The organism is Salinadaptatus halalkaliphilus, from assembly GCF_006543045.1.
Taxonomy (GTDB): Archaea; Halobacteriota; Halobacteria; order Halobacteriales; family Natrialbaceae; genus Salinadaptatus; species Salinadaptatus halalkaliphilus.
In genome coordinates this window covers 102,218-122,421 of the sequence record NZ_RBZW01000076.1, presented here as the reverse complement: position 1 = coordinate 122,421, position 20,204 = coordinate 102,218, and the positions used below count along the sequence as shown (strand labels likewise).

Annotated in this window: 21 protein-coding genes, 3 tRNA genes and 2 pseudogenes; 13 read left to right on the top strand and 13 right to left on the bottom strand. The window is 62.1% G+C overall.

Going from position 1 to position 20,204, the window contains the following annotated elements; genetic code table 11:
- Both D8Y22_RS20750 and D8Y22_RS20745 read left to right on the top strand, forming a co-directional pair.
- On the top strand, positions 1 to 1,839 hold the full coding sequence (locus D8Y22_RS20750; RefSeq protein ID WP_141466542.1) for an FAD-binding protein: 1,839 nt from the start codon (positions 1 to 3) through the stop codon (positions 1,837 to 1,839).
- A 97-nt stretch (positions 1,840 to 1,936) separates the two neighbouring features.
- Positions 1,937 to 2,125 carry a hypothetical protein gene (locus D8Y22_RS20745; RefSeq protein ID WP_141466541.1) on the top strand — a complete coding sequence of 63 codons (189 nt, stop codon included), beginning with the start codon at positions 1,937 to 1,939 and terminating at the stop codon, positions 2,123 to 2,125.
- A 46-nt stretch (positions 2,126 to 2,171) separates the two neighbouring features.
- Here D8Y22_RS20745 and D8Y22_RS20740 read toward each other — a convergent pair whose 3' ends face one another.
- Entirely contained in the window at positions 2,172 to 2,366 is a 195-nt protein-coding gene (locus tag D8Y22_RS20740) for a XapX domain-containing protein (protein WP_141466540.1), read from the bottom strand.
- A 265-nt stretch (positions 2,367 to 2,631) separates the two neighbouring features.
- On the opposite strand from D8Y22_RS20740, the gene D8Y22_RS20735 reads away from it, so the two are divergent.
- Entirely contained in the window at positions 2,632 to 2,859 is a 228-nt protein-coding gene (locus D8Y22_RS20735; protein WP_141466539.1) for a MarR family transcriptional regulator, read from the top strand.
- On the opposite strand, the gene D8Y22_RS20730 is transcribed toward D8Y22_RS20735, so the two are convergent.
- Positions 2,856 to 3,671 (bottom strand): HD domain-containing protein, encoded by an 816-nt coding sequence (locus tag D8Y22_RS20730; protein WP_141466538.1) that lies wholly within the window; start codon positions 3,669 to 3,671, stop codon positions 2,856 to 2,858. The two genes, D8Y22_RS20735 and D8Y22_RS20730, sit on opposite strands and share 4 nt — an antisense overlap.
- 48 nt (positions 3,672 to 3,719) lie before the next feature.
- Positions 3,720 to 4,199, bottom strand: a complete 480-nt coding sequence (locus tag D8Y22_RS20725) for a redoxin domain-containing protein (protein ID WP_141466537.1) — start codon at positions 4,197 to 4,199, stop codon at positions 3,720 to 3,722.
- Positions 4,200 to 4,697: 498 nt separating this feature from the next.
- Here D8Y22_RS20725 and tatA point away from each other — a divergent pair, with 498 nt between their 5' ends.
- From tatA to D8Y22_RS20700, 5 genes are all read left to right on the top strand, one after another.
- Positions 4,698 to 5,015, top strand: a complete 318-nt coding sequence (tatA, locus tag D8Y22_RS20720; protein WP_141466536.1) for a twin-arginine translocase TatA/TatE family subunit — start codon at positions 4,698 to 4,700, stop codon at positions 5,013 to 5,015.
- A 13-nt stretch (positions 5,016 to 5,028) separates the two neighbouring features.
- Positions 5,029 to 5,101, top strand: a tRNA-Arg gene (locus D8Y22_RS20715).
- Positions 5,102 to 6,046: 945 nt separating this feature from the next.
- Positions 6,047 to 6,436: a hypothetical protein gene (locus D8Y22_RS20710; protein ID WP_141466535.1), complete on the top strand. Its 390-nt coding sequence runs from the start codon at positions 6,047 to 6,049 to the stop codon at positions 6,434 to 6,436.
- A gap of 57 nt (positions 6,437 to 6,493) precedes the next feature.
- Positions 6,494 to 6,895 carry a TIGR03618 family F420-dependent PPOX class oxidoreductase gene (locus tag D8Y22_RS20705; protein ID WP_141466534.1) on the top strand — a complete coding sequence of 134 codons (402 nt, stop codon included), beginning with the start codon at positions 6,494 to 6,496 and terminating at the stop codon, positions 6,893 to 6,895.
- A 97-nt stretch (positions 6,896 to 6,992) separates the two neighbouring features.
- On the top strand, positions 6,993 to 7,202 hold the full coding sequence (locus D8Y22_RS20700; RefSeq protein WP_141466533.1) for a hypothetical protein: 210 nt from the start codon (positions 6,993 to 6,995) through the stop codon (positions 7,200 to 7,202).
- 58 nt (positions 7,203 to 7,260) lie between these two features.
- Here D8Y22_RS20700 and D8Y22_RS20695 read toward each other — a convergent pair.
- The 5 genes from D8Y22_RS20695 to D8Y22_RS20675 all read right to left on the bottom strand — a co-directional run bounded on the left by D8Y22_RS20695 (position 7,261) and on the right by D8Y22_RS20675 (position 10,001).
- A tRNA-Pro gene (locus D8Y22_RS20695) sits at positions 7,261 to 7,333 on the bottom strand.
- Between the two features lie 92 nt (positions 7,334 to 7,425).
- Positions 7,426 to 8,022, bottom strand: coding sequence for a tRNA (pseudouridine(54)-N(1))-methyltransferase TrmY (trmY, locus tag D8Y22_RS20690; RefSeq protein WP_141466532.1), 597 nt, complete (start codon positions 8,020 to 8,022; stop codon positions 7,426 to 7,428).
- Between the two features lie 503 nt (positions 8,023 to 8,525).
- Positions 8,526 to 8,837, bottom strand: coding sequence for a DUF7521 family protein (locus D8Y22_RS20685; RefSeq protein WP_141466531.1), 312 nt, complete (start codon positions 8,835 to 8,837; stop codon positions 8,526 to 8,528).
- A complete protein-coding gene (locus D8Y22_RS20680) occupies positions 8,834 to 9,181 on the bottom strand; it encodes a winged helix-turn-helix domain-containing protein (protein ID WP_141466530.1) in 348 nt (115 codons plus the stop codon). Before D8Y22_RS20680 ends, D8Y22_RS20685 begins: the two co-directional genes overlap by 4 nt.
- Before the next feature lie 106 nt (positions 9,182 to 9,287).
- The gene (locus tag D8Y22_RS20675) at positions 9,288 to 10,001 is read right to left on the bottom strand and encodes an alpha/beta hydrolase family protein (protein WP_141466529.1); all 714 of its coding nucleotides are present in this window, start codon (positions 9,999 to 10,001) and stop codon (positions 9,288 to 9,290) included.
- Between the two features lie 67 nt (positions 10,002 to 10,068).
- On the opposite strand from D8Y22_RS20675, the gene D8Y22_RS20670 reads away from it, so the two are divergent.
- From D8Y22_RS20670 to D8Y22_RS20660, 3 genes and pseudogenes are all read left to right on the top strand, one after another.
- Positions 10,069 to 10,659, top strand: a complete 591-nt coding sequence (locus D8Y22_RS20670) for a metal-dependent hydrolase (RefSeq protein WP_141466714.1) — start codon at positions 10,069 to 10,071, stop codon at positions 10,657 to 10,659.
- Between the two features lie 193 nt (positions 10,660 to 10,852).
- A pseudogene (locus D8Y22_RS20665) lies at positions 10,853 to 12,008 on the top strand (ABC transporter ATP-binding protein).
- 24 nt (positions 12,009 to 12,032) lie between these two features.
- A complete protein-coding gene (locus D8Y22_RS20660; RefSeq protein WP_141466528.1) occupies positions 12,033 to 12,869 on the top strand; it encodes a carbohydrate ABC transporter permease in 837 nt (278 codons plus the stop codon).
- 232 nt (positions 12,870 to 13,101) lie between these two features.
- Here the strand turns inward: D8Y22_RS20660 and D8Y22_RS20655 are convergent.
- From D8Y22_RS20655 to D8Y22_RS20635, 5 genes and pseudogenes are all read right to left on the bottom strand, one after another.
- Positions 13,102 to 13,205 (bottom strand) — tRNA-Gln (locus D8Y22_RS20655).
- Between the two features lie 100 nt (positions 13,206 to 13,305).
- Positions 13,306 to 14,055: pseudogene (locus D8Y22_RS20650) on the bottom strand (HNH endonuclease).
- Positions 14,056 to 14,157: 102 nt separating this feature from the next.
- Positions 14,158 to 15,354, bottom strand: coding sequence for a pyridoxal phosphate-dependent aminotransferase (locus D8Y22_RS20645; protein ID WP_141466527.1), 1,197 nt, complete (start codon positions 15,352 to 15,354; stop codon positions 14,158 to 14,160).
- Positions 15,355 to 15,358: 4 nt separating this feature from the next.
- Positions 15,359 to 15,772: a 6,7-dimethyl-8-ribityllumazine synthase gene (gene ribH / locus D8Y22_RS20640; RefSeq protein WP_141466526.1), complete on the bottom strand. Its 414-nt coding sequence runs from the start codon at positions 15,770 to 15,772 to the stop codon at positions 15,359 to 15,361.
- Between the two features lie 72 nt (positions 15,773 to 15,844).
- Complete coding sequence (locus tag D8Y22_RS20635; protein ID WP_141466525.1) at positions 15,845 to 17,947, bottom strand: methyl-accepting chemotaxis protein; 2,103 nt, start codon at positions 17,945 to 17,947, stop codon at positions 15,845 to 15,847.
- Positions 17,948 to 18,151: 204 nt separating this feature from the next.
- Between D8Y22_RS20635 and D8Y22_RS20630 the strand changes: the two genes are divergently transcribed.
- Both D8Y22_RS20630 and D8Y22_RS20625 read left to right on the top strand, forming a co-directional pair.
- Entirely contained in the window at positions 18,152 to 19,318 is a 1,167-nt protein-coding gene (locus D8Y22_RS20630) for a 5-(carboxyamino)imidazole ribonucleotide synthase (protein WP_141466524.1), read from the top strand.
- A 65-nt stretch (positions 19,319 to 19,383) separates the two neighbouring features.
- Positions 19,384 to 20,013, top strand: coding sequence for an AIR carboxylase family protein (locus tag D8Y22_RS20625; RefSeq protein ID WP_141466523.1), 630 nt, complete (start codon positions 19,384 to 19,386; stop codon positions 20,011 to 20,013).
- The last annotated feature ends 191 nt before the right edge of the window (positions 20,014 to 20,204 follow it).

The window sequence follows — 20,204 nt, the reverse complement described above, 5'->3', positions numbered from 1 at the left end:
ATGTACGAACACGACGTCATCGTGGTCGGCGCAGGCGGCGCCGGCCTCCGAGCCGCGATCGCAGCGAACGAGGCGGGAGCCGATACGGCGATCGTCTCGAAACTCCACCCCGTCCGCAGCCACACCGGCGCTGCGGAGGGTGGGATCAACGCCGCCCTCCAGGAGGGCGACGACTGGGAACTGCACGCCTACGACACGATGAAGGGCTCGGACTACCTGGGCGACGCCCCGGCAGTCGAGACCCTCGCACAGGACGCTCGAGAGGACACGATGCGCCTGGAACACTGGGGGATGCCATTCTCCCGGGAGGAGGACGGCCGCGTCTCCCAGCGACCGTTCGGCGGCCTCTCGTACCCGCGGACCACCTACGCCGGCGCCGAAACCGGCCACCACCTGCTGCACACGATGTACGAGCAGGTCGTCAAACGCGGCATTCAGGTCTACGACGAGTGGTACGTGATGAACCTAGCGACCAGCGACGAGGACGACCCCAACGATCGGGAGTGTCACGGCGTCGTCGCCTACGACGTCCAGTCCGGCCAGATCGAGGGTTTCAAAGCGAACAACGGCGTCGTGCTCGCGACCGGCGGCCCCGGGCAGGCGTTCGATCACACCACCAACGCCGTCTCCTGTACCGGCGACGGCCACGCGATGGCATATCGTGCGGGCGCACCGTTGGAAGACATGGAGTTCATCCAGTTCCACCCCACGTCGCTCCCCTCGACGGGCGTCCTCATCAGTGAGGGTGTCCGTGGCGAGGGTGGTATCCTCTTCAACAACGAGGGTGAACGCTTCATGTTCGAGTACGGGTACGCGAACAACTCCGGCGAACTCGCCAGCCGTGACGTCGTCGCGCGTGCCGAACTGACCGAGGTCGACGAGGGCCGCGGTGTCGACGACGAGTACGTCCACCTCGACATGCGCCACCTCGGCGAGGAGCGCATTCTGGATCGCCTCGAGAACATCCTCCACCTCGCGGAGGACTTCGAGGGCGTCGACGGTCTCGTCGAGCCGATGCCGGTCAAACCCGGCCAACACTACGCGATGGGCGGTATCGAGACCGACGAGAACGGCCAGACCTGCATCAACGGGCTCTACGCCGCCGGCGAGTGTGCCTGTGTGTCCGTCCACGGCGGCAACCGACTGGGCGGCAACGCCCTGCCCGAGCTGATCGTCTTCGGGAAACGCGCGGGCCGTCACGCTGCCGGCGAGGATCTCGGCGACCCCGAAATTCGGACTGGGTACGGCGACGATGTCGAGGACGAGACCGAGACCGACCTTCCCGTCCAGCCCGGTGCTGCCGGCCTCGAGCGCTCCGGTGGCGTCGCCGCAGACGGCGGAGTCGCAGCCGATGCCGAGGGTGCCCTCGAGCGTGCCGTCGAACGCGAACGCGACCGCGTCGACCGGCTGATGAACAAAGACAGCGGCGTTCAACACGCCGAGATCCGCTCGAAGCTCCAGCAGGCGATGACCGACTACGTCAACGTCTTCCGGACCGAAGCGGGCGTCAAGAAGGCACTGAAGATCATCCGAGAGTGTCGCGAGGAGTACCAGGACGTCTACGTCGACGATCCCTCGACGACGTTCAACACCGACCTCCAGCAGACCTACGAGACGCGCAACCTGATCGACGTCGCCGAAACGATCGCGCTCGGTGCCTTGGTGCGAAACGAGTTCCGCGGCGCCCACTGGCGCCAGGAGAACCAGATCCGCGACGACGAAAACTGGCTCAAACACACGCTCGTCTCTTGGGACGACGGCGAGCCGTCGATCTTCTATCGACCGGTCATCCTCGAGGGCGAGGAAAAAACCTACGAGCCGAAAGAACGCAGTTACTGATACGGATTGGTGTGGTGAGCACTCGGACGGACTCTCGTCTCCGGCCGGAAGCTACCGTTTCGACATCTTTTGAAGGCACGTCACCAATATCGAACCCATGATCAAGCGAATCGGCGTCTTGCTGTCGATCGTCGCCGGCTATCTATTGTTGCTATACGTTCTCGAAATGGTCGCCTACGCTCCTGGGATCTTGGTGTGGATCGGCTACATCGCCGCCGTGTTCGTCGCCGTCGTCACGGTCTTCTGGCTGCTCGCGAAGGCGTCGCTGGCGCTGGAGTCGTCCTGACGGCCGGATCGGTACAGCCGACGGTGCCAGCTATTTGTCGGGAGGCCTACGTCCCGATTAACTCGAGGATGTCGACGCCAACCCCGAAGTGATCGATCAGCTTGTAGCCGACGTAGATACCGACGATACCCATGATCCCTGGTAGTTCCGGCGGTGCGGGAATGGGGATATTGAGAAACCGAAACAACGCTCCGGTAACCAGCCCGGTCAGGAGTGCGAGGATAGTAATTTGAGTCGACATACCGTACCGATTCTGTGGCGGAGATAAAAACGATACGCCTGTTGGTAATCCCAGATCGTGTTTTGCGGTAGCAAGCACCGTCCACAACCGTGTCATTCGTCGATCGTACAATCATCGCACGACGAGAATCGTGAGCGTTCGTCCTCGAAACGTCGGTGTCGTAGCCATACAATTTCTTTGACACGCCCGAGAGCCACATGCGCCGGCCCCATTTCGACATCTGTTGTAACAGAGATTTATTATCGTCGAAAAACATCGGTCGACTATGTCATCACAATCGGCACACAGCATCGATTTCACGATACCCACAGATCTCGAGTCCGCTCGCGCAAAGCTCGTCTTCCTCTACGTCGGGGCGAGCGGCGAGACGACGATCGATCAGCTCTGTACCGATCTCGGCATCAAGAAAGGGACCGCGCTCTCGATCACGGGAACGTTACGGAAACGGGGTCATCTCGAGCGGACGGACGGTAGATTCGAACTCGTCGATTAGAGTTCGATTCGTTCGACTAACTGCTCGTGGTTTTCGTTGGTGTTGACGGCGACGATACGGATCTCGTCCTCGAGTCCCGACCCGCGGAGTTTCGCCTTCAAGAGGTTGTCGACCTGGTAGACGCCCGCGGCGTTGGTCATCGCGATCTCGACCAGGACGGGGCTGGTCTCACCCTCGTACAGCGAGACGCGCTTGATCGCCTGGCTCGAGAGCGTGTTGATGCCGCGGCCACCGTGTTCGTACGGAATTCGGGACCGGCCACGTTCCATGTCGAGGGCGTCGGCGACGCGAATGATGCCGGCCTCGGTCGTCAGCGGGGTCTCAGCCGTGTGATGACAGAGAATCGCGTGTAACACCTCACCTTTCATCCGGACGGCCTCGGCAAGGTTGTAGAACTCCTCGAGGACGCGGTCGAGGATATCGGCAGCCAGCGGAATCGAGTAGTAGACGTGCTCGTCACGGTGGACGACGTGGCCGATGTCGTGGAGTGTGGCCGCCAGCGCGATGATCACCGATTCGTCGGCCTCTGACAGTCCCTGCTCGCCCGCGCCGTTGAACTCGACGTTGCTCGCTTTGAGCAACTCGTAGAGACACAGCGCGCGGTTGCGAACGATTTCGATGTGTTTGACGCCGTGGTCGTTGTAGCGCATCCGATCGACCGCGTTGATATTCTGGGCCTCGAGGTAGGTCTGAATCTCCTCGTCCCGATCGACGAACTCGAGGACGGCGTTGAGTTTTGCGTCGGGAAAGCCGTGGGAGGCGTCGGGATCGTAGACGCGGCGGGAGTCCTCGTCGGCGGCTGAATCACTCATACTTGATGGGTCGATAGCGGACGAGAAAAGCCCTGCGGCGCTCGAGAGTTACGCTGCGTCGTCGACAGCGGCTTCGACCTCGGCGTACTCCGGCTCGACGCCCGGGTCGTCGCTGACCCACGAATACGTGATCTCGCCGTCGCTGTCGACGACGAACACCGAGCGCTTCGCGACGCCGTAGACGCCCAGATCGGCGAAGTCCATCGAAACGTCGTAGTCGCCGATGATCTCGCCGTTGAAGTCGCTGATCAGCCCGAACTCGAGGTCGTTCTGGTCGCGAAACTCGTTGAGCGTAAACGGCGAGTCGCGACTGACGCCGTAGACGGTCGCATCGACATCTTTGAACGCCGAGAGCCGATCCTGAAACGTACACATCTCGTCGGTACAGACGCCCGTAAACGCTGCGGGGAAGAACGCGAGCACGATCGGTGCCTCCTCGTCGAGGCGGTCCGACAGCGTGATGGCGTCTACGTCGCCGTTTGCAAGCGGTGCGGTAAAGTCCGGTGCAGTGTCGCCAGTTGCTGGCATCGGTTTCGTATTACGTGCTAGCGGGAAAGACAGTTTCGTTCGCGGAACGGTTTCGTCCGTTCGGCGGCGGGACGGAGAATCCCCTGGGCGTGTCGCGCTGTGATAATCTTGCCCGGAATCCACATCAGCATCGGCTGCATCCGTTGACCGCCACTGTTGGCTGTTACTGTCGATGCCGTTCTCGGCCATCAAGCTTACAGCGGCGCACGAAGACACCAATTCTAGCGGGGCGACAGTCTGTCGTTGCCAACTGCCTTCCGAGACGGAGGCCACCCCGCTATCACTCACCACCACGACGCCCGGCCGCGTGCCGCGCTGATGGGGGTAGTGGTTTCAGCGGGAACCACTTCACAGCCGTCGTGCGGTCGCTCGTATTTTTCGAGTTGCGTCGTGGTGGGATATTCGTTCGTTCGACACCGTCGGGTCCGCTCGCTGGCTCTCGTTCCGTTGAGCGGTCCAAAAAGGTTATAATTGCCAGCGGGTAAGCCACGCATAGAGATGGTAGCCGAAATCGCACCGCTGTTCATCCCCGGCGTACCCGGGGGTCCGGAACTACTGATCATCCTTTTCATCGCCATCTTGCTGTTCGGGGCCAACAAGATCCCGAAGCTGGCGCGGTCGACCGGGGAGGCCATGGGCGAATTCCAGAAGGGGCGTGAAAAGGTCGAAACAGAACTCGAGGAGATGCGCGACGGTGACTTCGAAGAACTCGACGAGGAGGAGGACGCAGACACCGACTTCGTCGACACCGAACCAGTCACGAACGACGATGCCGACGCTGACACAGACGCAGAGACGGAGACCGAGACGAACTAACCGTTTTTCTCCGGGGCGTGTGGCCTAGCGGAGAGGGCAGGAGGTTCCTAACCTTCTGATCGCGGGTTCGAATCCCGTCACGCCCGTGCAGCGAGCCACGTAGTGGCGAGTGAACCGGCATGGCGAGATTGGAATCAGCGAGCAGCTTCGCTGTGACCGTGGTTCGAATCCCGCCACGCCCAGTATCAGTGATGGGTCACGGGCAGAGACACGGACGACGGATCGAGGGGTTGCGAGCAGGACTTCAATCACGATGCCGGAGTCCACTCGTGTGGCGGTCGTCGCGTACTGGATCCAACATGTAAGCGAACGACAGACCGGGCCCAAACTGTGTGTCCAGATTGTGTTCGAGGCCGAAATCTCGCCCTCGAGACGAGTCCGTTCGCAACGGAAAGTCAGTGTAGCGGCGCGTGGTGACTCGTGTAGGCAGGTGCTCGTATAGATTCCCATCCCGAACTCGTATCCCCAACCGTCCGAATTTGATATCACGACATAGGATTTATTATAACCTCGAGCTGACTGCCGAGGGGGGGTTCTTCCCCCACAACGGTCGAGAGTCGATCGATCCGCAGAACTGGATCGATCGGACACTCGCTCGAGTGGTTTGCAGCGAGCACCAGTCGACGACTGGCTGGTTCAGCCGGGGTACGACGGAACGTGCAACCACGCGCTCGACGGGTCGCTACCAACAATCGGCCTCGAGACTGCGATCGACACCTGCACGACCGGTCGAACGGAAGGACCGAATCACCGTCTGCAGCCCCCGGACAGGTGAGTCGAGTCGACGCGACACGTTTCCCTGATACTGACTATTCGAAGATCGTCGCACTCCCGTAGCCGTCGTCCTCGAGAACGACCGTGAATTCGCGACCGACTGCTCGCTGGCTGCTGGCCGACAGTATGAGTGCGCCACGGCGACGGCTGGGACAACCGACCTGGAGAACACCGCCGAACTAATAAACCTCTTACTGCGATACAGAAGATGGCGACTCCTGCGTAGTTTCTTGCCCGTCCAACGTCTACTGCGTCGCATGGACGACATCTCACTCGGCGTTCCCGAACCGGTCCTCGAGCGACTTCCTGCGGACGATCAGACAGCCGAGGCCGACATGCAGAAGGCTGTCGCCGGCTGGGAAGCGACGCTCAACCAGTTTCTCGAGGAGGCCGATACCGACCACGAAGCGGCGAGCCGAGTGCTCGAGGCGATCGATCGATTCGAAGATCGGTACGAAACCTACGACGATCTCGTTCCGGAACTTCGGGCGTGGGGCCAGTCGCCGATTTATGCGATCGCCTGGCGAACACTGTACGCGGACGTGATCGCTCAACTGTACGCCCACGACGAGCTCGGCGAGCATCTCGAGCGCGAGCGCAACGCCCGACTCGTCGACGATGGGATTCGACTTCGCGAATTGTCGTGAGTTGCAATTCCTGCATGCAAGCACGACGTACAAACCCATCGTCAGTATACCACGAATATGGCCGAGATCCCCGCCGAATACCTGGATCTATTCGACAAGCAAACGTTCGCCCACATCGCAACGCTGACCGACGAACACGAGCCACACGTGACGCCGGTCTGGATCGACTACGACGAGGACGAGCAGCGACTGTTGGTCAACACCGAGCGCGGTCGCCGGAAGGAGCGCAACCTGCGTGACAATCCGTCGGTCGGTGTGAGTATGACCGATCCGGACGATCCGTACCGCCGGCTTGCGATCATCGGCGAGGTCGACGAACTGACGACTGACGGCGCTCGAGCGCACATCGACGAACTCGCCCGACGCTATACTGATGCCGACGAGTACCAGATGCCGATCGAAACCGAACGCATAATCGTTCGGATTCGGGTCGACGAGGTCGTCGACGCGACTGGATAGCGCTGTCTCTGTCGGCGTCTGCGGATGCGTACCGGTTGTCGCCAACGTGGCTGTTTCAGGCTCATCGCTTACTCGCCATCCAGGTGGATATCCGCCGATGAACGTTCCCACTGACCGGCTCCTGATCATGCTCATCGTCGCGACTGGGTTCGCAGTGGTCGTCGGCGGCTGGGCCGGGGGGCTCGTCCACACGGAGGCAACGGGATGGGAAGAGATTGGCTTACGCGTCGGGATCGCCGCCCTGCTTTTCGTGGTTCTTCTGGGTGTCTGGCAGGTGTTCAAAGGCGTCGACGAAGAACGAAGTTGATGCGGCTACGCGTTGTAGAGCGGTGCATATCGTTCGAGGAAGCGATAGGATGGGGAAGTGGGCCGGCGCGAATTCGAATCGCGGTTACGGCCACCCGAAGGCCGAAGGATACCAAGCTACCCCACCGGCCCACGTTCGAATACAATGCATCCGACCGTTTAACGGTTCCGAACCAGTAGATAATCGCACGCAAGCGGTTCGACACGCGGTTCGTCGAGTCGGGCTAGAACGTCTCGTAACCGTCAGTATCCAACCAGTGGTGAGCGATCGTGACCGCCTGGTCGGCGTGGAGCAGTTCGGGGCCGAGTCGAAGCCGTTGGTCGACGACGCCTTCGAGTAGAATCCGCTCGTCGGCGGTGAAATCCCGGTGATCGGACAGCACGAAAATCGGATCCTCGAGGTCGTCGATCTCGGTCACTGCCTCGCCGTCTTCGTGTAACTGGACGACCGGTCCGTCGTCGGCGAGGGCCTCGAGCGTCTCCTCGAGGCCGCGACGATACAGTTCGATTCCGGGGCTGGGTTCGGCTGGAAGTGCGCCGATGGCTTCCTCGCGGTGCTCGAGTGCGGTTCGGACGAGGGCGGCGGTACTGCGTTCGTCGGGGTTCAGTCGTTTGAGGTCGCCGCCGTCGAACGTGATCGTCAGTTCGTCCTGGGCGACGAGGTGGACGCGAACGTCGGTGCGGATCCCGTGGGAGGTCACGAAGGCGGCGGTGATCGATCGACAGAGAGCATCGAGCCGACCGGCACCGCCTGCGAGATCGTCGAGCGAGAATTCGGGTGTCGTCGGAATATCGTGCCCGATGAGTACGAACTGGCGCATACGGAGACGACGGATACCGGTGGGATAGCCGCCACGGTTTCGATCGCCGGCTACCGACCGGATTTTCCGGCTCAGAAAATGCCCTCCTACCACTAATAGGTGTCCGGCTAAAGGAACCGACGGGGGACGACCCAGGACTGACCGAACGCACCTGATCGGTCCCCCGCTGCCCGATCACCTGGGCCTGTCGACGCCCTCCCCACCGACCGCCCCATCGCCCTCATTCTGGGGCTCGAGTCGCGTCGGCTGGCCCGATCCCGCCCCTCGTAGTGGTCTCTCACCACCGCCCTTTCGTCCGCTTCGGCCCGCCGCGGTCGGTCAGTTACTCGACGCGGAGTACGACGATATCGCGTCGATCGCCGCTCCCGTAGCCATACCCCGGCTGTCTCGAGGCAGAGCACTATCGTTCCAGTAGACGGTCTCATACGGTTTACTGTAAGTCGTTCCCGCCGAAACCGCGACCCGTCTGCGGTTTCGCCGGTAAATCGTTACAGCAATCCGTATCAGTGATGGCCGTACAGCGAGTACATAATCGCGAGGAGGCCAAGCAGTCGGCTCACGTTCTCGAGCAGAACCGTCACGATCTGTTCGGCACCGGTCAGCGTGTTGATAGCGACGTTGATAAGAAACGGGAACATGGTAAGCAGTAGAAGTCCGACAGCCAAGTAGAGCATCGACGCGACGTCGTTGCGTCGGTATCCCCTGTAGGCTTGGTAGGCGATGACCGTGCCAAAGAGTGCAACCAGGAAGAGACTCGTGACGGTCAACAGTTCGAAGAGGGTCGCTTCGTCGATTCGCACGATGTTCTGGCTCATCGTAATCCCTCCCACATGCGTGTGAATCTGTCCGCAACGTCGTCCTCGCGATAGGTGAGCTCGAGATCGAAGGTCCCATCGTCGAGAGAGAGCTCCAGCCGCTGTAGGTTCGCACTGTAGATACTGTAGTGATTGCCGTCGGGGGCAAGTTCGGTCTCTTCGGTAATGAGTCGACACTCCTGGAGACGATCGAGACGCCGATAGATCGTCGGGAGGGATGCGTCACATCGGTCACTCAGCGTACTGGCAGACATGGGTTCGACGCTCGTGTGGGTGAGGATAGCACGTGCGTACTCGTCGTCGAGGATCGCAAGTATCGTCGACGGATCGATCTCCTCACTCACTTGTACCCCATCGTTCTGGCATGGATATCAAAAGCGATCCGGTTTTTCTGACCGAGAAAACGCCCGAAACTCCCCGACAACACTTGCTGGCGGATTCGATGCTTTTCTACACGGTTTCGGCGGCCTCGAGCCAGGCAAACGTTACCGCGAGTAACCGTCGTTCGGCGGCCGGCGAAAAGCGGTGACCTTCACGCGCATAGGTCTGCAAGAGAACGTCGGTCTCGAGGGCCTCGGCGGCCCGATAACTGTCCGCAACGTCGACCGAGTCGTCGGCGTCGCCGTGGAAAATCGCGACGGGAACGTCGAGTGTGTCGGCGATGGGCGCGAACGGATACTGTGTGATGTCGTCGAGAAAGGCTTCGTCGAGGCGTTCGCCGGTCTCGAACCGTACCTCGCCCTCGTCCGCGACGATCTCGCGATAGCGGTCGAACGTCGCCGGATCCGTAACGGGGGCTCGCGTGACGACTGCGACGACGCGGTCGTCGGCCGCGGCCGTGTGGAAGGCGACGTTCCCGCCGAAACTCGAGCCAAAGAGCACGCACGAGGACGGATCGAAGTACTCGAGGACAGCCTCGAGGTCGGCCAGTCGAGCGGAGAGCGTCGACTCGACGAACGCGCCGTCGGACTCGCCACAACCCCGAAAGTCGAAGCGGACGGCGTTGTACCCGTGCTCGACCGCGCGCCCACAGCGTCGCTGGTAGCTGCCGGACTTGTCGCTACGGAGTCCGTGGCAGCAGACGAACCACTTCTGCGATGGCGCCCCGTGGTGGACCGCGACGATCGTCTCGCCGTCGACCGTAACCTCGTGTTTCGTGGGCATGCTACCACGTTTCGCTTCCGCGGTATTAATCCCATAACTAACCGCTCGAGGGCACCATCCTCCGGTGATGTGGCCCTGGGAACACGCCATCGTCGGCTATCTCGCGTACTCGCTGTTTGCCCATCTCTATTATCGAGCGTCGCCGAACGGGCTCGAGGCGTTCGCGGTGGTCTTCGCATCAGTGCTTCCGGACCTCATCGACAAGCCCCTGGCCTGGGAGTACGGCGTCTTCGAGACGGGGTACGCGCTCGGTCACTCGATTTTCTTCGCCGTACCGCTTTCGATCGCCGTCGGGTTGCTCGCGAGACGCGTCGGCCGTGGACGAGCCGGTGTCGCCTTCGGTGTCGGCTATCTGTTGCACTTGCCCGCGGACGTTCTGGACACCTACGTGCGTGGCGGGCAACTCGCCTTCAATGTAATGCTTTGGCCAGTCGATCCCATCGAACCTGGCCACGGCCACGAACACACCGACTTTCTCGGGGAGTTCACGCGTTTGTTCGGGCGATACTCCCAGGAGCTACTGGCGGGTGAGCTGTCGACGTACATGTGGATACAAACCGGACTGGCGGGGTTGGCGGTTCTCGTCTGGCTCGCCGACGGTGCGCCCGTCCTCCGAGAGTTCCTCCGGGGTTTCGTTCGCGTCGTCTCGCCGTCATAGCAACCGGACGGTCGCATGCCCGCGTTTCGACTATCGGCCATGTGCAATCTCCGGTCGCTCGAGGGGTCCCATATCGTTCCAGTAACCGCGACTTACCAGTGGAACACACTGACTGTCTATACCGCCGAAATTTCACGTTACAGACCGTGTCGTGTGGGGATTAATCGGTATCATCGACCATATATACTGGTAGATGACCCGGGTTTCGTTACAGAACGTAAGCAAGTACTTCGATTCCGGGGCGACCGTCGCGAACTATCGCGTCTCGCTCGATATCGAGGACGGCGAGTTTCTCGTCTTTCTCGGGCCGTCGGGCTGTGGGAAGACGACGGCGCTGCGGTTGATCGCTGGCCTCGAGCAGCCCTCGGAGGAGGAGATCTACTTCGACGACGAGCGAGTCGAAGGTCGATCGCCGAGCGCTCGAAACGTGGCGATGGTGTTCCAGAACTACGCGCTCTACCCCCACATGACCGTCGCACAGAACATCGGCTACCCGCTGAAGGTCCGTGGTCTCTCGCCCGACGAACGCGATCGAAAGGTCGAGGAAGTGACGGAGCTGTTGCACATCGAGGATCAGGTCGACAAGAAACCGGCGGCGTTGTCTGGCGGTCAACGCCAGCGCGTGGCCCTCGCACGGGCGATCGTCCGAGAGCCGTCGGTCTTCCTCCTCGACGAGCCGCTGTCGAATCTCGACGCCAAACTCCGAGGAGATGCGCATCGAACTCAAGCGCCTGCAGAACGAGCTCGATATTACGACGGTCTACGTCATCCACAACCAGGAGGAGGCGATGGGGATGGCCGATAGGGTCGCCGTCATGAACCGGGGAACGGTCCAGCAGGTCGCACCCCCACAGGAACTCTATAAACACCCGCGGACGGTCTGGGTCGCCCGGTTCATCGGCTCGCCACCCATGAATCTCTTTCGGGGAATCCGAGAGAACGGCTCGATCGATCTCGGCGATGCGGGCAGCGTCGACCTTGAGGGCGTGTTGGCGGCCCACGACGCGGTGGACGCGCTGGGAGCCGAGGATACGGTTGCAGGGACAGAACGGTCGGGCTCGAGCGCCGGAGGGATGCTGGCTACCGACGTCCAGGGAGAACTGTCGCTCGGGATTCGGCCGGAGGATCTGACCCTCTCGACGACGCCGCCGTCTACGGGTAACGTGCTCGAAGGGACGGTCGATACGATCGAACCGCTGGGCGAGTACGTCCTCGTCAACGTGCGCGTCGACGACCAGATCGTGAACGCGAAGATACCGGAGCCGATCGTCTCGCGGGGAGAAACGGTCTATCTGACGTTCGAGAACGACGACGCCTACGTCTACGACGACGGCGAACTGGTCGTCTGACCGTCACCATCGAGAGCTACGCACATGGGAATCCGAGATCACGTCGACGGACTCACCACCGACCGCCAGCTGTCCGTCGGCATGGACATCGACCGCGAGAAGGCCGTCGCGCTGGCGGTGTTTCTGGTCCCTGGACTGACGCTGTTTGCGATCTTCTCCGTCGGACCGATCGTCTACTCGGCGATCAGGAGCTTCTACGCCTGGGACACCTTCACGATGGAGCAGTTCGTCGGACTGGACAACTGGGCTCGGTCGCTGACCGATCCGTTGATCGTCCACTGGTCGAACATACAGGAGCTGCGGTACCCGATGGGGGCACTCACACACAACCTGCTATGGGTCGTCGTACACGTGCCCGCGAGCACGCTGCTGGGTCTCGCGCTGGCGTTGTTGTTCGCCGATCTGCGCGGATGGCGGATTCTCCGATCGATGGTTTTTGCGGGCTTTACCGTCCCGCCGATCGTCATCGGATTGGTGCTGCTGTTCGTCTACGATCCACAGGCCGGGATCTTCAACGAGGTGTTGCGCGTGCTCGGCCAGGAACAGTGGGTTCGCAACTGGACGCAATCGCCCCAGGTGGCGATCTACGCGCTCATCGCGGGCGGGATCTGGGTCCACACCGGATTTAGCATGTTGCTCTACAGCTCCGCGCTCTCCGCGATCGATCCGTCCCTGATCGAGTCCGCTAAAGTCGACGGTGCCGGCGCGTGGCGACGGTTCTGGGACATCATCTGGCCGCTGGTCAAACCGGTGACTGCCGTCGTCGTCATCATGGAGACATCGCTGGACGATAAACGGTCTCCAGTCGATTGCAATCCAATCTCGAACGAGTACACTCGAGCCATTACGATGGCTCCGTGACGAATGCAACCGGCCTGCTCTCGTCTCCGTGTCCCCGGCCGAAACACGGCTCGTGACCGCGCCAACCCACCTCATCGCGTTCGTCCGCACCGATCACCTCGAGCCAGCGACCGCCAACGACGTACTGTCTCGAATGCGCACTGTGCGACATTGGGACGTCGATTCCTCCGTCGCTCGAGCGGTGGACACACTACAGCAAGAACAGTAGTGAGAAAATATAAGAAAGATGACATAGTCCCGGGCGGATTCGAACCGCCGTCCTGAGCTCACTTCCGTGAACGGCCGCAACCGAGCACGTCCAAAGGCTCAGATGATTGGCCACTACACCACGGGACTCCTCGATTCACTCGTCGTCCCGTGTACCTCACAAATCCTTCGGATTTGCTCACCACCACGGGACTTCACTCGACACGTAGGCGTCGGCCACACAATAGTGTTACTTTTCGCCGTCAGGCGAACCCTCGAGCGTGCCCGCTTCGGCGTAGCGGTGACAGCTTCGGCAAAGTGTAACCACGTTGTCCAGTGTGTGAGCGTCTTCGGGGTCGTCGAACGAGCGGACTGGTTGGAGATGATGGACGTCGGGATTGCGACCGAGTTCGGATTTGGTCACACCACAGTGTTGGCACTCGTATCCGTCGCGTTCGAGCGCTCGCCGTCTGATCCGCCATCACGTTTGCCCGTACTCGATTGTGCCACCTTCCCACTGGTGGTGGTCCGGACCGACGACGTTCGACGACAGCCACCGTCCGTAACACTCGAGTCCACAGAAGAAGCCGTGCTCGTGCTGCTCGATCGCTGCTGGACGAACCTCGAGTGCAGCGCCGCAGGCGCCACACTCGACCGCCACTCTGGGAACCGTTTCGGCGTAGTTTTTGGGGAGGAGTCCGTCCGCCGATTCGACACACTCAGCGCAGAAAACCCCCGGTTTATCGGACGGATAGTACTCGAACTCCGCATTGCACTGTTCGCACGCCATCGTTTGCTTCGCCCCCTTCCAGTTGCCGTTGTGCTCGCCACCGTTTGGGTTACACTCGTCGTAGAATTCCCGCCGCGCTTTCAGATCGTAGAACTCCGTCTCACACCCCTTGCAGGTTCGGTTCGGAAGCGGTTCGTCGTGGACTTTCGTGTGGTGTTGGCGCATACCCCGTTCGGTCGTCAATCCTTTTCCACAGGTCGGACACTCCATGATAAAAGACCGTTCGAGCCACTAATAAATTCGAGTCTAGGGGAGTGAAAGTAAAACGAATCGCCAGGAGACAAACAGCCGTCAGCGCCTCGAGAGCGCGCCCTACAGATACCCTTCTGCAGCCAGCCGGTCGATGCCCTCCTCGAGTCGCTCCTCGCTCGCCGCGTAGGAAATTCGTGCGTAGCCGGGGGTCCCAAACGCACTCCCTGGAACGGTCGCGACGTGGGCGTCCTCGATCGCACCCTCACACCAGGCCTGATCGTCTGCTCGCGACTCGTCGTCGCTCGCGTCCGAGGCGCGTAGCGCCTCGCTGTCGTCGACGGGGAGCATCATGTAGAACGCGCCCTCGGGCACGGCGACGTCGACGTCGTGCTCGGCCAGCAGGTCGACGACGAGGTCACGTCGCTCCTCGAAGGCGTCGGTCATCTCCGTGACGGCCTCGTCGGTGTTTGCGAGCGCTTCGATACCGGCGTGCTGGACGAAGTTGACGGCCGAGGAGACGGAGTGGCTGTGGAGTTTGCCGGCCTGATCGATCAGCTCTTCGGGACCCGCGAAGTAGCCCAGCCGCCAGCCGGTCATCGAGTAGGCCTTCGAGAAGCCGTTGACCGTGATCGTCCGGTCGGCCATCCCCTCGAGCGTACCGAGGCTGGTCGGGGAAACGCCGTAGGTGATCTCCTTGTAGATTTCGTCGGAGATGACGGTGATATCGTGTTCGACGGCTAGATCGCGCACGCCCTCGAGGGCAGCGTCGGAGTAGACTGCACCAGTGGGGTTCGACGGCGAGTTGACGATCAGCAGTTCGGTCTCGTCGGAGACGGCGTCGGCGAGATCTTCGAGTGCAGGCTCGAGCTGGAAGTCGGCGTCGGAGAGGTCGACGCGCGTCAGGTCGCCCCCGGCCATCTTGACCATCGCCTCGTAGGAGACCCAGGCGGGATCGAGCAGGGCGACCTCGTCACCCTCGGCGATCAACGCCTGAACGATCTCGTAGAGGGCCTGCTTCGCGCCGGGCGTGACGATAATTTCGTCAGCCGTGTGCTCCAGCCCATCGTCGGCCAACTTTTCGGCGATTGCCTCACGGAGGTCGATGATCCCCGCGGAGGTCGTGTAGCCGGTGTGGCCGGCGTCCATGGCGTCCTGGCCCGCGTCGACGATGTTGTCGGGCGTCGGGAAGTCGGGCTCGCCGACGGAGAGGTCGACGACGTCTTCACCCTCGTTCTCGAGTTCGGTCGCGAGTGCGGAGATGGCAAGCGTTGCGGACGGTTCGACTCGGGTCAGACGGTCGGTGAATTCCATCGTCATCGTATCACTCGGGGCTCGGCAGTTCCGAAACGAGTTCGAGCGCGCCGTCGACGGCTTTCGCCGCGTTTTCGACGCGTTCGCGCGCTTCGGCGGCTGACATTCCGGGACCCGTTACGCCGAGGGTAACGGGGGTATCACGCTCGAGACTCACGTCGGAGAGCCGCTGGGCCGTCGCGTCGGAGATTACCTGATCGTGATCGGTGTCGCCGGTGATGACGGTTCCGATGACGGCGACGGCGTCGATCTCCGGTTGCCGTGCGAGACGATCCGCGGCCAGTGGCGCATCGTAGACGCCCGGTACGGACACCGTCTCGGAGATGTCGGCACCCCCAGCCTCGGCGGCCTCGATCGCGGCCTGCTCCATCTGCTCGGTGATCGGGCGATTGAATTGCGCGACCACCAGTCCGAGCGTGGTCATATGCGAGCCGAAGAGAGGGTGGGTAAAAGAGGTTACCGTTCTCGACTTCCTCGATGGTGTCCCAAACTGGCGTTACGAATCGCTGCTCGATAGCTGCTCGACCCGATCGGAGAGTTCGAAGACGGTCTGTTCCTGTCGTTCCGTCTCGTCGACGATCTCATCGGTCGTCTCGGTGACACGCTGTGAGCTCTCGCGGACGTCTTCGACGGTCGCCATCACTTCCTCGACGGTGGCGGCTTGTTTGTCGTTTGCGTCTGCGACCTCCTGGATGCCGTCTGCGGCCGATTCCACCCGTTCGGAGATCGTCTCGAGTGACTCGAGCACGCTGTCGATTTCCGTTTCAACGTCCTGGATGTGGTCGTGTGATCGTTCGACTTCGTCGACGGTTTCGACGGTCTGGCTTTGAACCTGGTCGATGTGCGCGGCGATTTCGTCGGTGTGATTTTGCGTTTCGGCCGCGAGATTCTTCACTTCGTTTGCGACGACGGCGAATCCGGCGCCAGCGTCGTCGGCTTTGGCCGCCTCGATGTTTGCATTGAGCGCGAGCAAGTTCGTCTGATCGGCGACATCGGCGATCACGTCGGCGACCTCACTGATCTCGTCCATATAGCTGTCGAGCTGTTCGACGGTGTCGACCAGTTCCTCGCTGATCGCCAGCACTTCGTCGGTGACGTCGCTGGCATCTTGACTCGCCTCGACCCCGGTATCGACCTCCTCGAGGGCAGATTCGGCGGCGTCGGCGACCTCTTGGGACGACGCCGCGACCTCTTCCATCGTCGCGGAGAAGTCTTCCATCTCGTCGGCGACCGTCTCCAGGGACTCGTTTTGATGCATCGCCTGCTCGTCGATTCGATCGGCATAGTCGATCGAGTGTTCGATCGAGTCGGCGAGGTCGGTCGTCCGCTGATCGACCTGTGTCACGATCTGTTCGAAGTTCGTCGCCATCTCGTTGACGTCGTCGGTCAACTCGAGGAGTTCCGACTCGACGACGTCGTGTTCGTCCTCGAACTCGGCTCTGGCGGCGAGATTTCCGTCACCGATCTGGTACAGCGTATCCGTCACCTCGGTGATCAACTCCTCGACGGAGCGCTGACGACGAACCGCTTCGCTGCGATCCTCGGTAAACTCGAGGACGCCCAGTAACTCCCCATCGTCGTCGAAAAACGGCATGCCGTAGAATTCGATGTGGGTCTCGGCGCCGGTGTGGTCCGTGGCGATGCTCGTGTCCTCGTAGACGATGTGGTCGGCGTATTCGATGTCATCGTCGACGCGTTCGACATCCCACGCCTCGTGGGCGTCGTGTGGATTTTTCAGAATCTTGTCCGCGAGCGTGTTGTGTCGCCGGCCGTCCTGATAGGTAGCGGCGGCGACGGTCTCGCGGCTGTCCTTGCCGAGGTACTCGCGGTGGTCGTCCTCCAGGTTGAGGAGGCGATTGAGCGCCACGTTGTAGTGCAACACCGTGTGCTCGTCGTCGATGAGAAACGCCGGTCGCGGCATCGCATCGAGGACGTCGTCGATGCCGACGGCGTCGACGTACTCGTCTTCGCCTCCGTCTTCCGTGATTGGGGGTGTACCGTCCTGCTCGACGAACTCGTCGACGCCGAGCTGGCAGTCGACGAGCGTCGCGTCGATGCCGGCTTTCAGCTCCTCTCGAGCGTCCTCGAGGTCGCCACCGTCCTCGAGCGTCTCGAACGTTCGTTCGACCAGCTGGTGGAGTGATCGCTGATACGTCGCCACGTAGGCCGACGGCGGGATGCCTGCTTCGGCCTGTTGGGTCGCACTCGAGGCGACCCGACTCGCTCGATCCGCGTCGCGGTCGCGCTCCAGTGCCGTCGCGAGGATGCGTGCCTGTCGTGCGGCGGCATCGACCGGGACCGATGTCGGATACACTGCTTCGATATCGGGAACCGCGATATCGAGTTCGTCACCGTCGCCAACCTGCTCGAGCTTGCGGTCGGTTGCATCCGTGTATCCGACGGTCGCTCTCGCCCGCTCGAGTCTCGTATCTGCATCCGGTATCTCCCCGACCGTTTCGGTGTCGTCCAGTGTGACCGTCCCACCGCTACCGTCGGCCGCCGTTTCTTGGCGTTTGTCCGTCGACTCGTGGCTCGGTCGGTCGGATTCATCGTCTTCATGTTGCCGTCTACCGCCCGTAATTCGATCCAGATAGTTCATGAATAGTCCTTGCTCTGGGTGAGAATGGATACCATCACCAAATGGGTTATTGGCCAAAAACACACAGGTCATAAATCGAATATTTACTGTGGGGATGAACTGTGCGACGCCAGTTCGACGTCTCTGGCTGTTCCGGGGGCCGTGACAGGCCGTTGCCAGGGGGATTGAGAATGCTTAAGCGAGGGGACGGCCAACCGCCGCGCAATGACGAGGTTACGGACCCCTGGCCCGACCGTCGGCGTCGTCGGCGGCGGGCAACTCGGACGAATGCTCGCCGAAGCAGCGTCACCGCTTGGCGTCGATATCGTCGTACTGGACCCGACGCCGGATTGTCCGGCGGCGACCATCGCTCGCGACCAGCTCGTCGCGGATTTCGACGACGAAGCGGCCATGCGCGATCTCGCTACACGGGTCGACGTTCTCACGTTCGAGATCGAACTTGCCAACCAGGACATCTTAGAGCGCGTCAGCGACGAGACTGGGACGCCGGTCCATCCGAAGCCGGCGTCCCTCGAGACGATCCACGACAAACTCGTCCAGAAACGCGAACTCGAGGCCGCCGGCGTTCCGGTCCCGCCGTTTCGCGCGGTCGAGTCGGCCGCCGATATTCGCGAGGCGATCGACGACTACGGCGCGCCCGTGATGCTCAAGGCCCGAACCGGCGGCTACGACGGGCGCGGGAACGTCCCCGTCGAATCGACGGCCGACGCCGAGGACGCCCTCGAGTCCGTTGCCGGCCCCGCGATGGTCGAGGCCTTCGTCGAGTTCGAACGCGAAATCTCGGTCATCGCAGTCGAGGGCGACGGCGAGACCGCGGCGTTTCCCATCGGCGAGAACGTCCACGAAGACGAGATCCTCCGCGAGACGATCGTCCCCGCGGGCTCGAGCGACCCCGTCCGGAAGCGCGCTCGCGAGGTCGCCGAGGATGTCCTCGAGGTGATGGACGGACGCGGCGTCTACGGGATCGAACTGTTCGAAACACCGGCCGAAGAGATTCTGTTGAACGAGATCGCCCCGCGCCCACACAACTCCGGCCACTGGACCATCGAGGGGGCCCACAGTTCCCAGTTCGAACAGCACGTCCGCGCCGTCCTGGGGTGGCCGCTCGGCTCGACCGACCTTCGGTCGCCGACCGTCTCGGTGAACCTGCTGGGCGATGTCGAGGAGGAGCGCGACGCGGCACTGTCGGGCGTCGACCGCATCCTCGAGGAACCCGGCGCGAACCTCCACTGGTACGGCAAACGGGAGGCCCGGCCGCTGCGGAAGCTGGGCCACGTGACGGTGTCGGCTCGCGACGACGGTGTGGCGACCGACGACCTCCTCGGGACCGCACGGGAACTCGAGGACAGCGTGACGTTCCGGTCGTCCTAACGGGTTTCGAATTCGGCTATCGTGAGTACACTCATTTGAAGTCACTTCCCCCGTCAGCTACGTGTATGAGCGACAGCGTGTCGGCCCTCATCGACAGATTGCACCGCGAGGCCGAGCAGGACCGCCCGACCGAGGAGACGCCCGACGTCGGCATCGTCATGGGATCGGACAGCGACCTCGAGACCATGTCGACGGGCGGGGACCGCCGCGGCGCCTACGACGCCTTCGTCGACGAACTCGAGTTCGCCGAACAGACCGACTACGAAGACGCGCCCGACGAACGGTTCACGTTCGAGACCTACGTCACGTCCGCACATCGCACCCCGGATCTGATGACCGCGTACGCGGAGACGGCCGAGGCGCGAGGGCTCGAGGTTATCATCGCGGGCGCGGGCGGGAAATCCGCGGATCTGCCGAACATGACCGCCTCGATCGCCTATCCGCTGCCGGTCATCGGCGTCCCGGTCCAGGAGAAGTCCGTCGATAGCGTCATCGGCATGCCGACGGGGGCGCCACTCGTCGCGGTCGACGCCGGCAAGTCGTTCAACGCTGCGCTGTCTGCGGCCCAGATCCTCGCTCGCCAGTACGACGAGGTTCGCGAGCGTCTCGTGGCCTACCACGACGGCCTTCGGGACGGCGTCGGGACGGTCTCGCGTGACCTCCACGACCAGGGAACCGACTCCTTCCGGAAGTAAGGGGCGCTTGTGGGCGGACGACCGTGTTGGAGGCTATCACGTCGCGGTCGACACTGTGTCACCAAGCTGTGGTCTCACGTCGTCCACTCTCTCTCCGAGGCCGGCGACTCGAGGGTGGGCACCTGTCCGCACCGCACTGCTCGATATCCCTCGGCTCGGACAGCGACGCCCGCTGGCGGGATGACGTTCGG

Bases quoted from the DNA above. Each gene is read 5' to 3' on its own strand.
- D8Y22_RS20675 (WP_141466529.1), bottom strand. From the start codon at position 10,001: ATGCCCACGAAACACGAGGTTACGGTCGACGGCGAGACGATCGTCGCG.
- D8Y22_RS20660 (WP_141466528.1), top strand. From the start codon at position 12,033: ATGGGAATCCGAGATCACGTCGACGGACTCACCACCGACCGCCAGCTG.
- tatA (WP_141466536.1), top strand. From the start codon at position 4,698: ATGGTAGCCGAAATCGCACCGCTGTTCATCCCCGGCGTACCCGGGGGT.
- ribH (WP_141466526.1), bottom strand. From the start codon at position 15,772: ATGACCACGCTCGGACTGGTGGTCGCGCAATTCAATCGCCCGATCACC.
- D8Y22_RS20740 (WP_141466540.1), bottom strand. From the start codon at position 2,366: ATGTCGACTCAAATTACTATCCTCGCACTCCTGACCGGGCTGGTTACC.
- D8Y22_RS20625 (WP_141466523.1), top strand. From the start codon at position 19,384: ATGAGCGACAGCGTGTCGGCCCTCATCGACAGATTGCACCGCGAGGCC.
- D8Y22_RS20635 (WP_141466525.1), bottom strand. From the start codon at position 17,947: ATGAACTATCTGGATCGAATTACGGGCGGTAGACGGCAACATGAAGAC.
- D8Y22_RS20685 (WP_141466531.1), bottom strand. From the start codon at position 8,837: ATGAGCCAGAACATCGTGCGAATCGACGAAGCGACCCTCTTCGAACTG.
- D8Y22_RS20750 (WP_141466542.1), top strand. From the start codon at position 1: ATGTACGAACACGACGTCATCGTGGTCGGCGCAGGCGGCGCCGGCCTC.
- D8Y22_RS20730 (WP_141466538.1), bottom strand. From the start codon at position 3,671: ATGAGTGATTCAGCCGCCGACGAGGACTCCCGCCGCGTCTACGATCCC.
- D8Y22_RS20645 (WP_141466527.1), bottom strand. From the start codon at position 15,354: ATGACGATGGAATTCACCGACCGTCTGACCCGAGTCGAACCGTCCGCA.
- D8Y22_RS20705 (WP_141466534.1), top strand. From the start codon at position 6,494: ATGGCCGAGATCCCCGCCGAATACCTGGATCTATTCGACAAGCAAACG.
- D8Y22_RS20700 (WP_141466533.1), top strand. From the start codon at position 6,993: ATGAACGTTCCCACTGACCGGCTCCTGATCATGCTCATCGTCGCGACT.
- D8Y22_RS20670 (WP_141466714.1), top strand. From the start codon at position 10,069: ATGTGGCCCTGGGAACACGCCATCGTCGGCTATCTCGCGTACTCGCTG.
- D8Y22_RS20735 (WP_141466539.1), top strand. From the start codon at position 2,632: ATGTCATCACAATCGGCACACAGCATCGATTTCACGATACCCACAGAT.
- D8Y22_RS20745 (WP_141466541.1), top strand. From the start codon at position 1,937: ATGATCAAGCGAATCGGCGTCTTGCTGTCGATCGTCGCCGGCTATCTA.
- D8Y22_RS20725 (WP_141466537.1), bottom strand. From the start codon at position 4,199: ATGCCAGCAACTGGCGACACTGCACCGGACTTTACCGCACCGCTTGCA.
- trmY (WP_141466532.1), bottom strand. From the start codon at position 8,022: ATGCGCCAGTTCGTACTCATCGGGCACGATATTCCGACGACACCCGAA.
- D8Y22_RS20710 (WP_141466535.1), top strand. From the start codon at position 6,047: ATGGACGACATCTCACTCGGCGTTCCCGAACCGGTCCTCGAGCGACTT.
- D8Y22_RS20630 (WP_141466524.1), top strand. From the start codon at position 18,152: ATGACGAGGTTACGGACCCCTGGCCCGACCGTCGGCGTCGTCGGCGGC.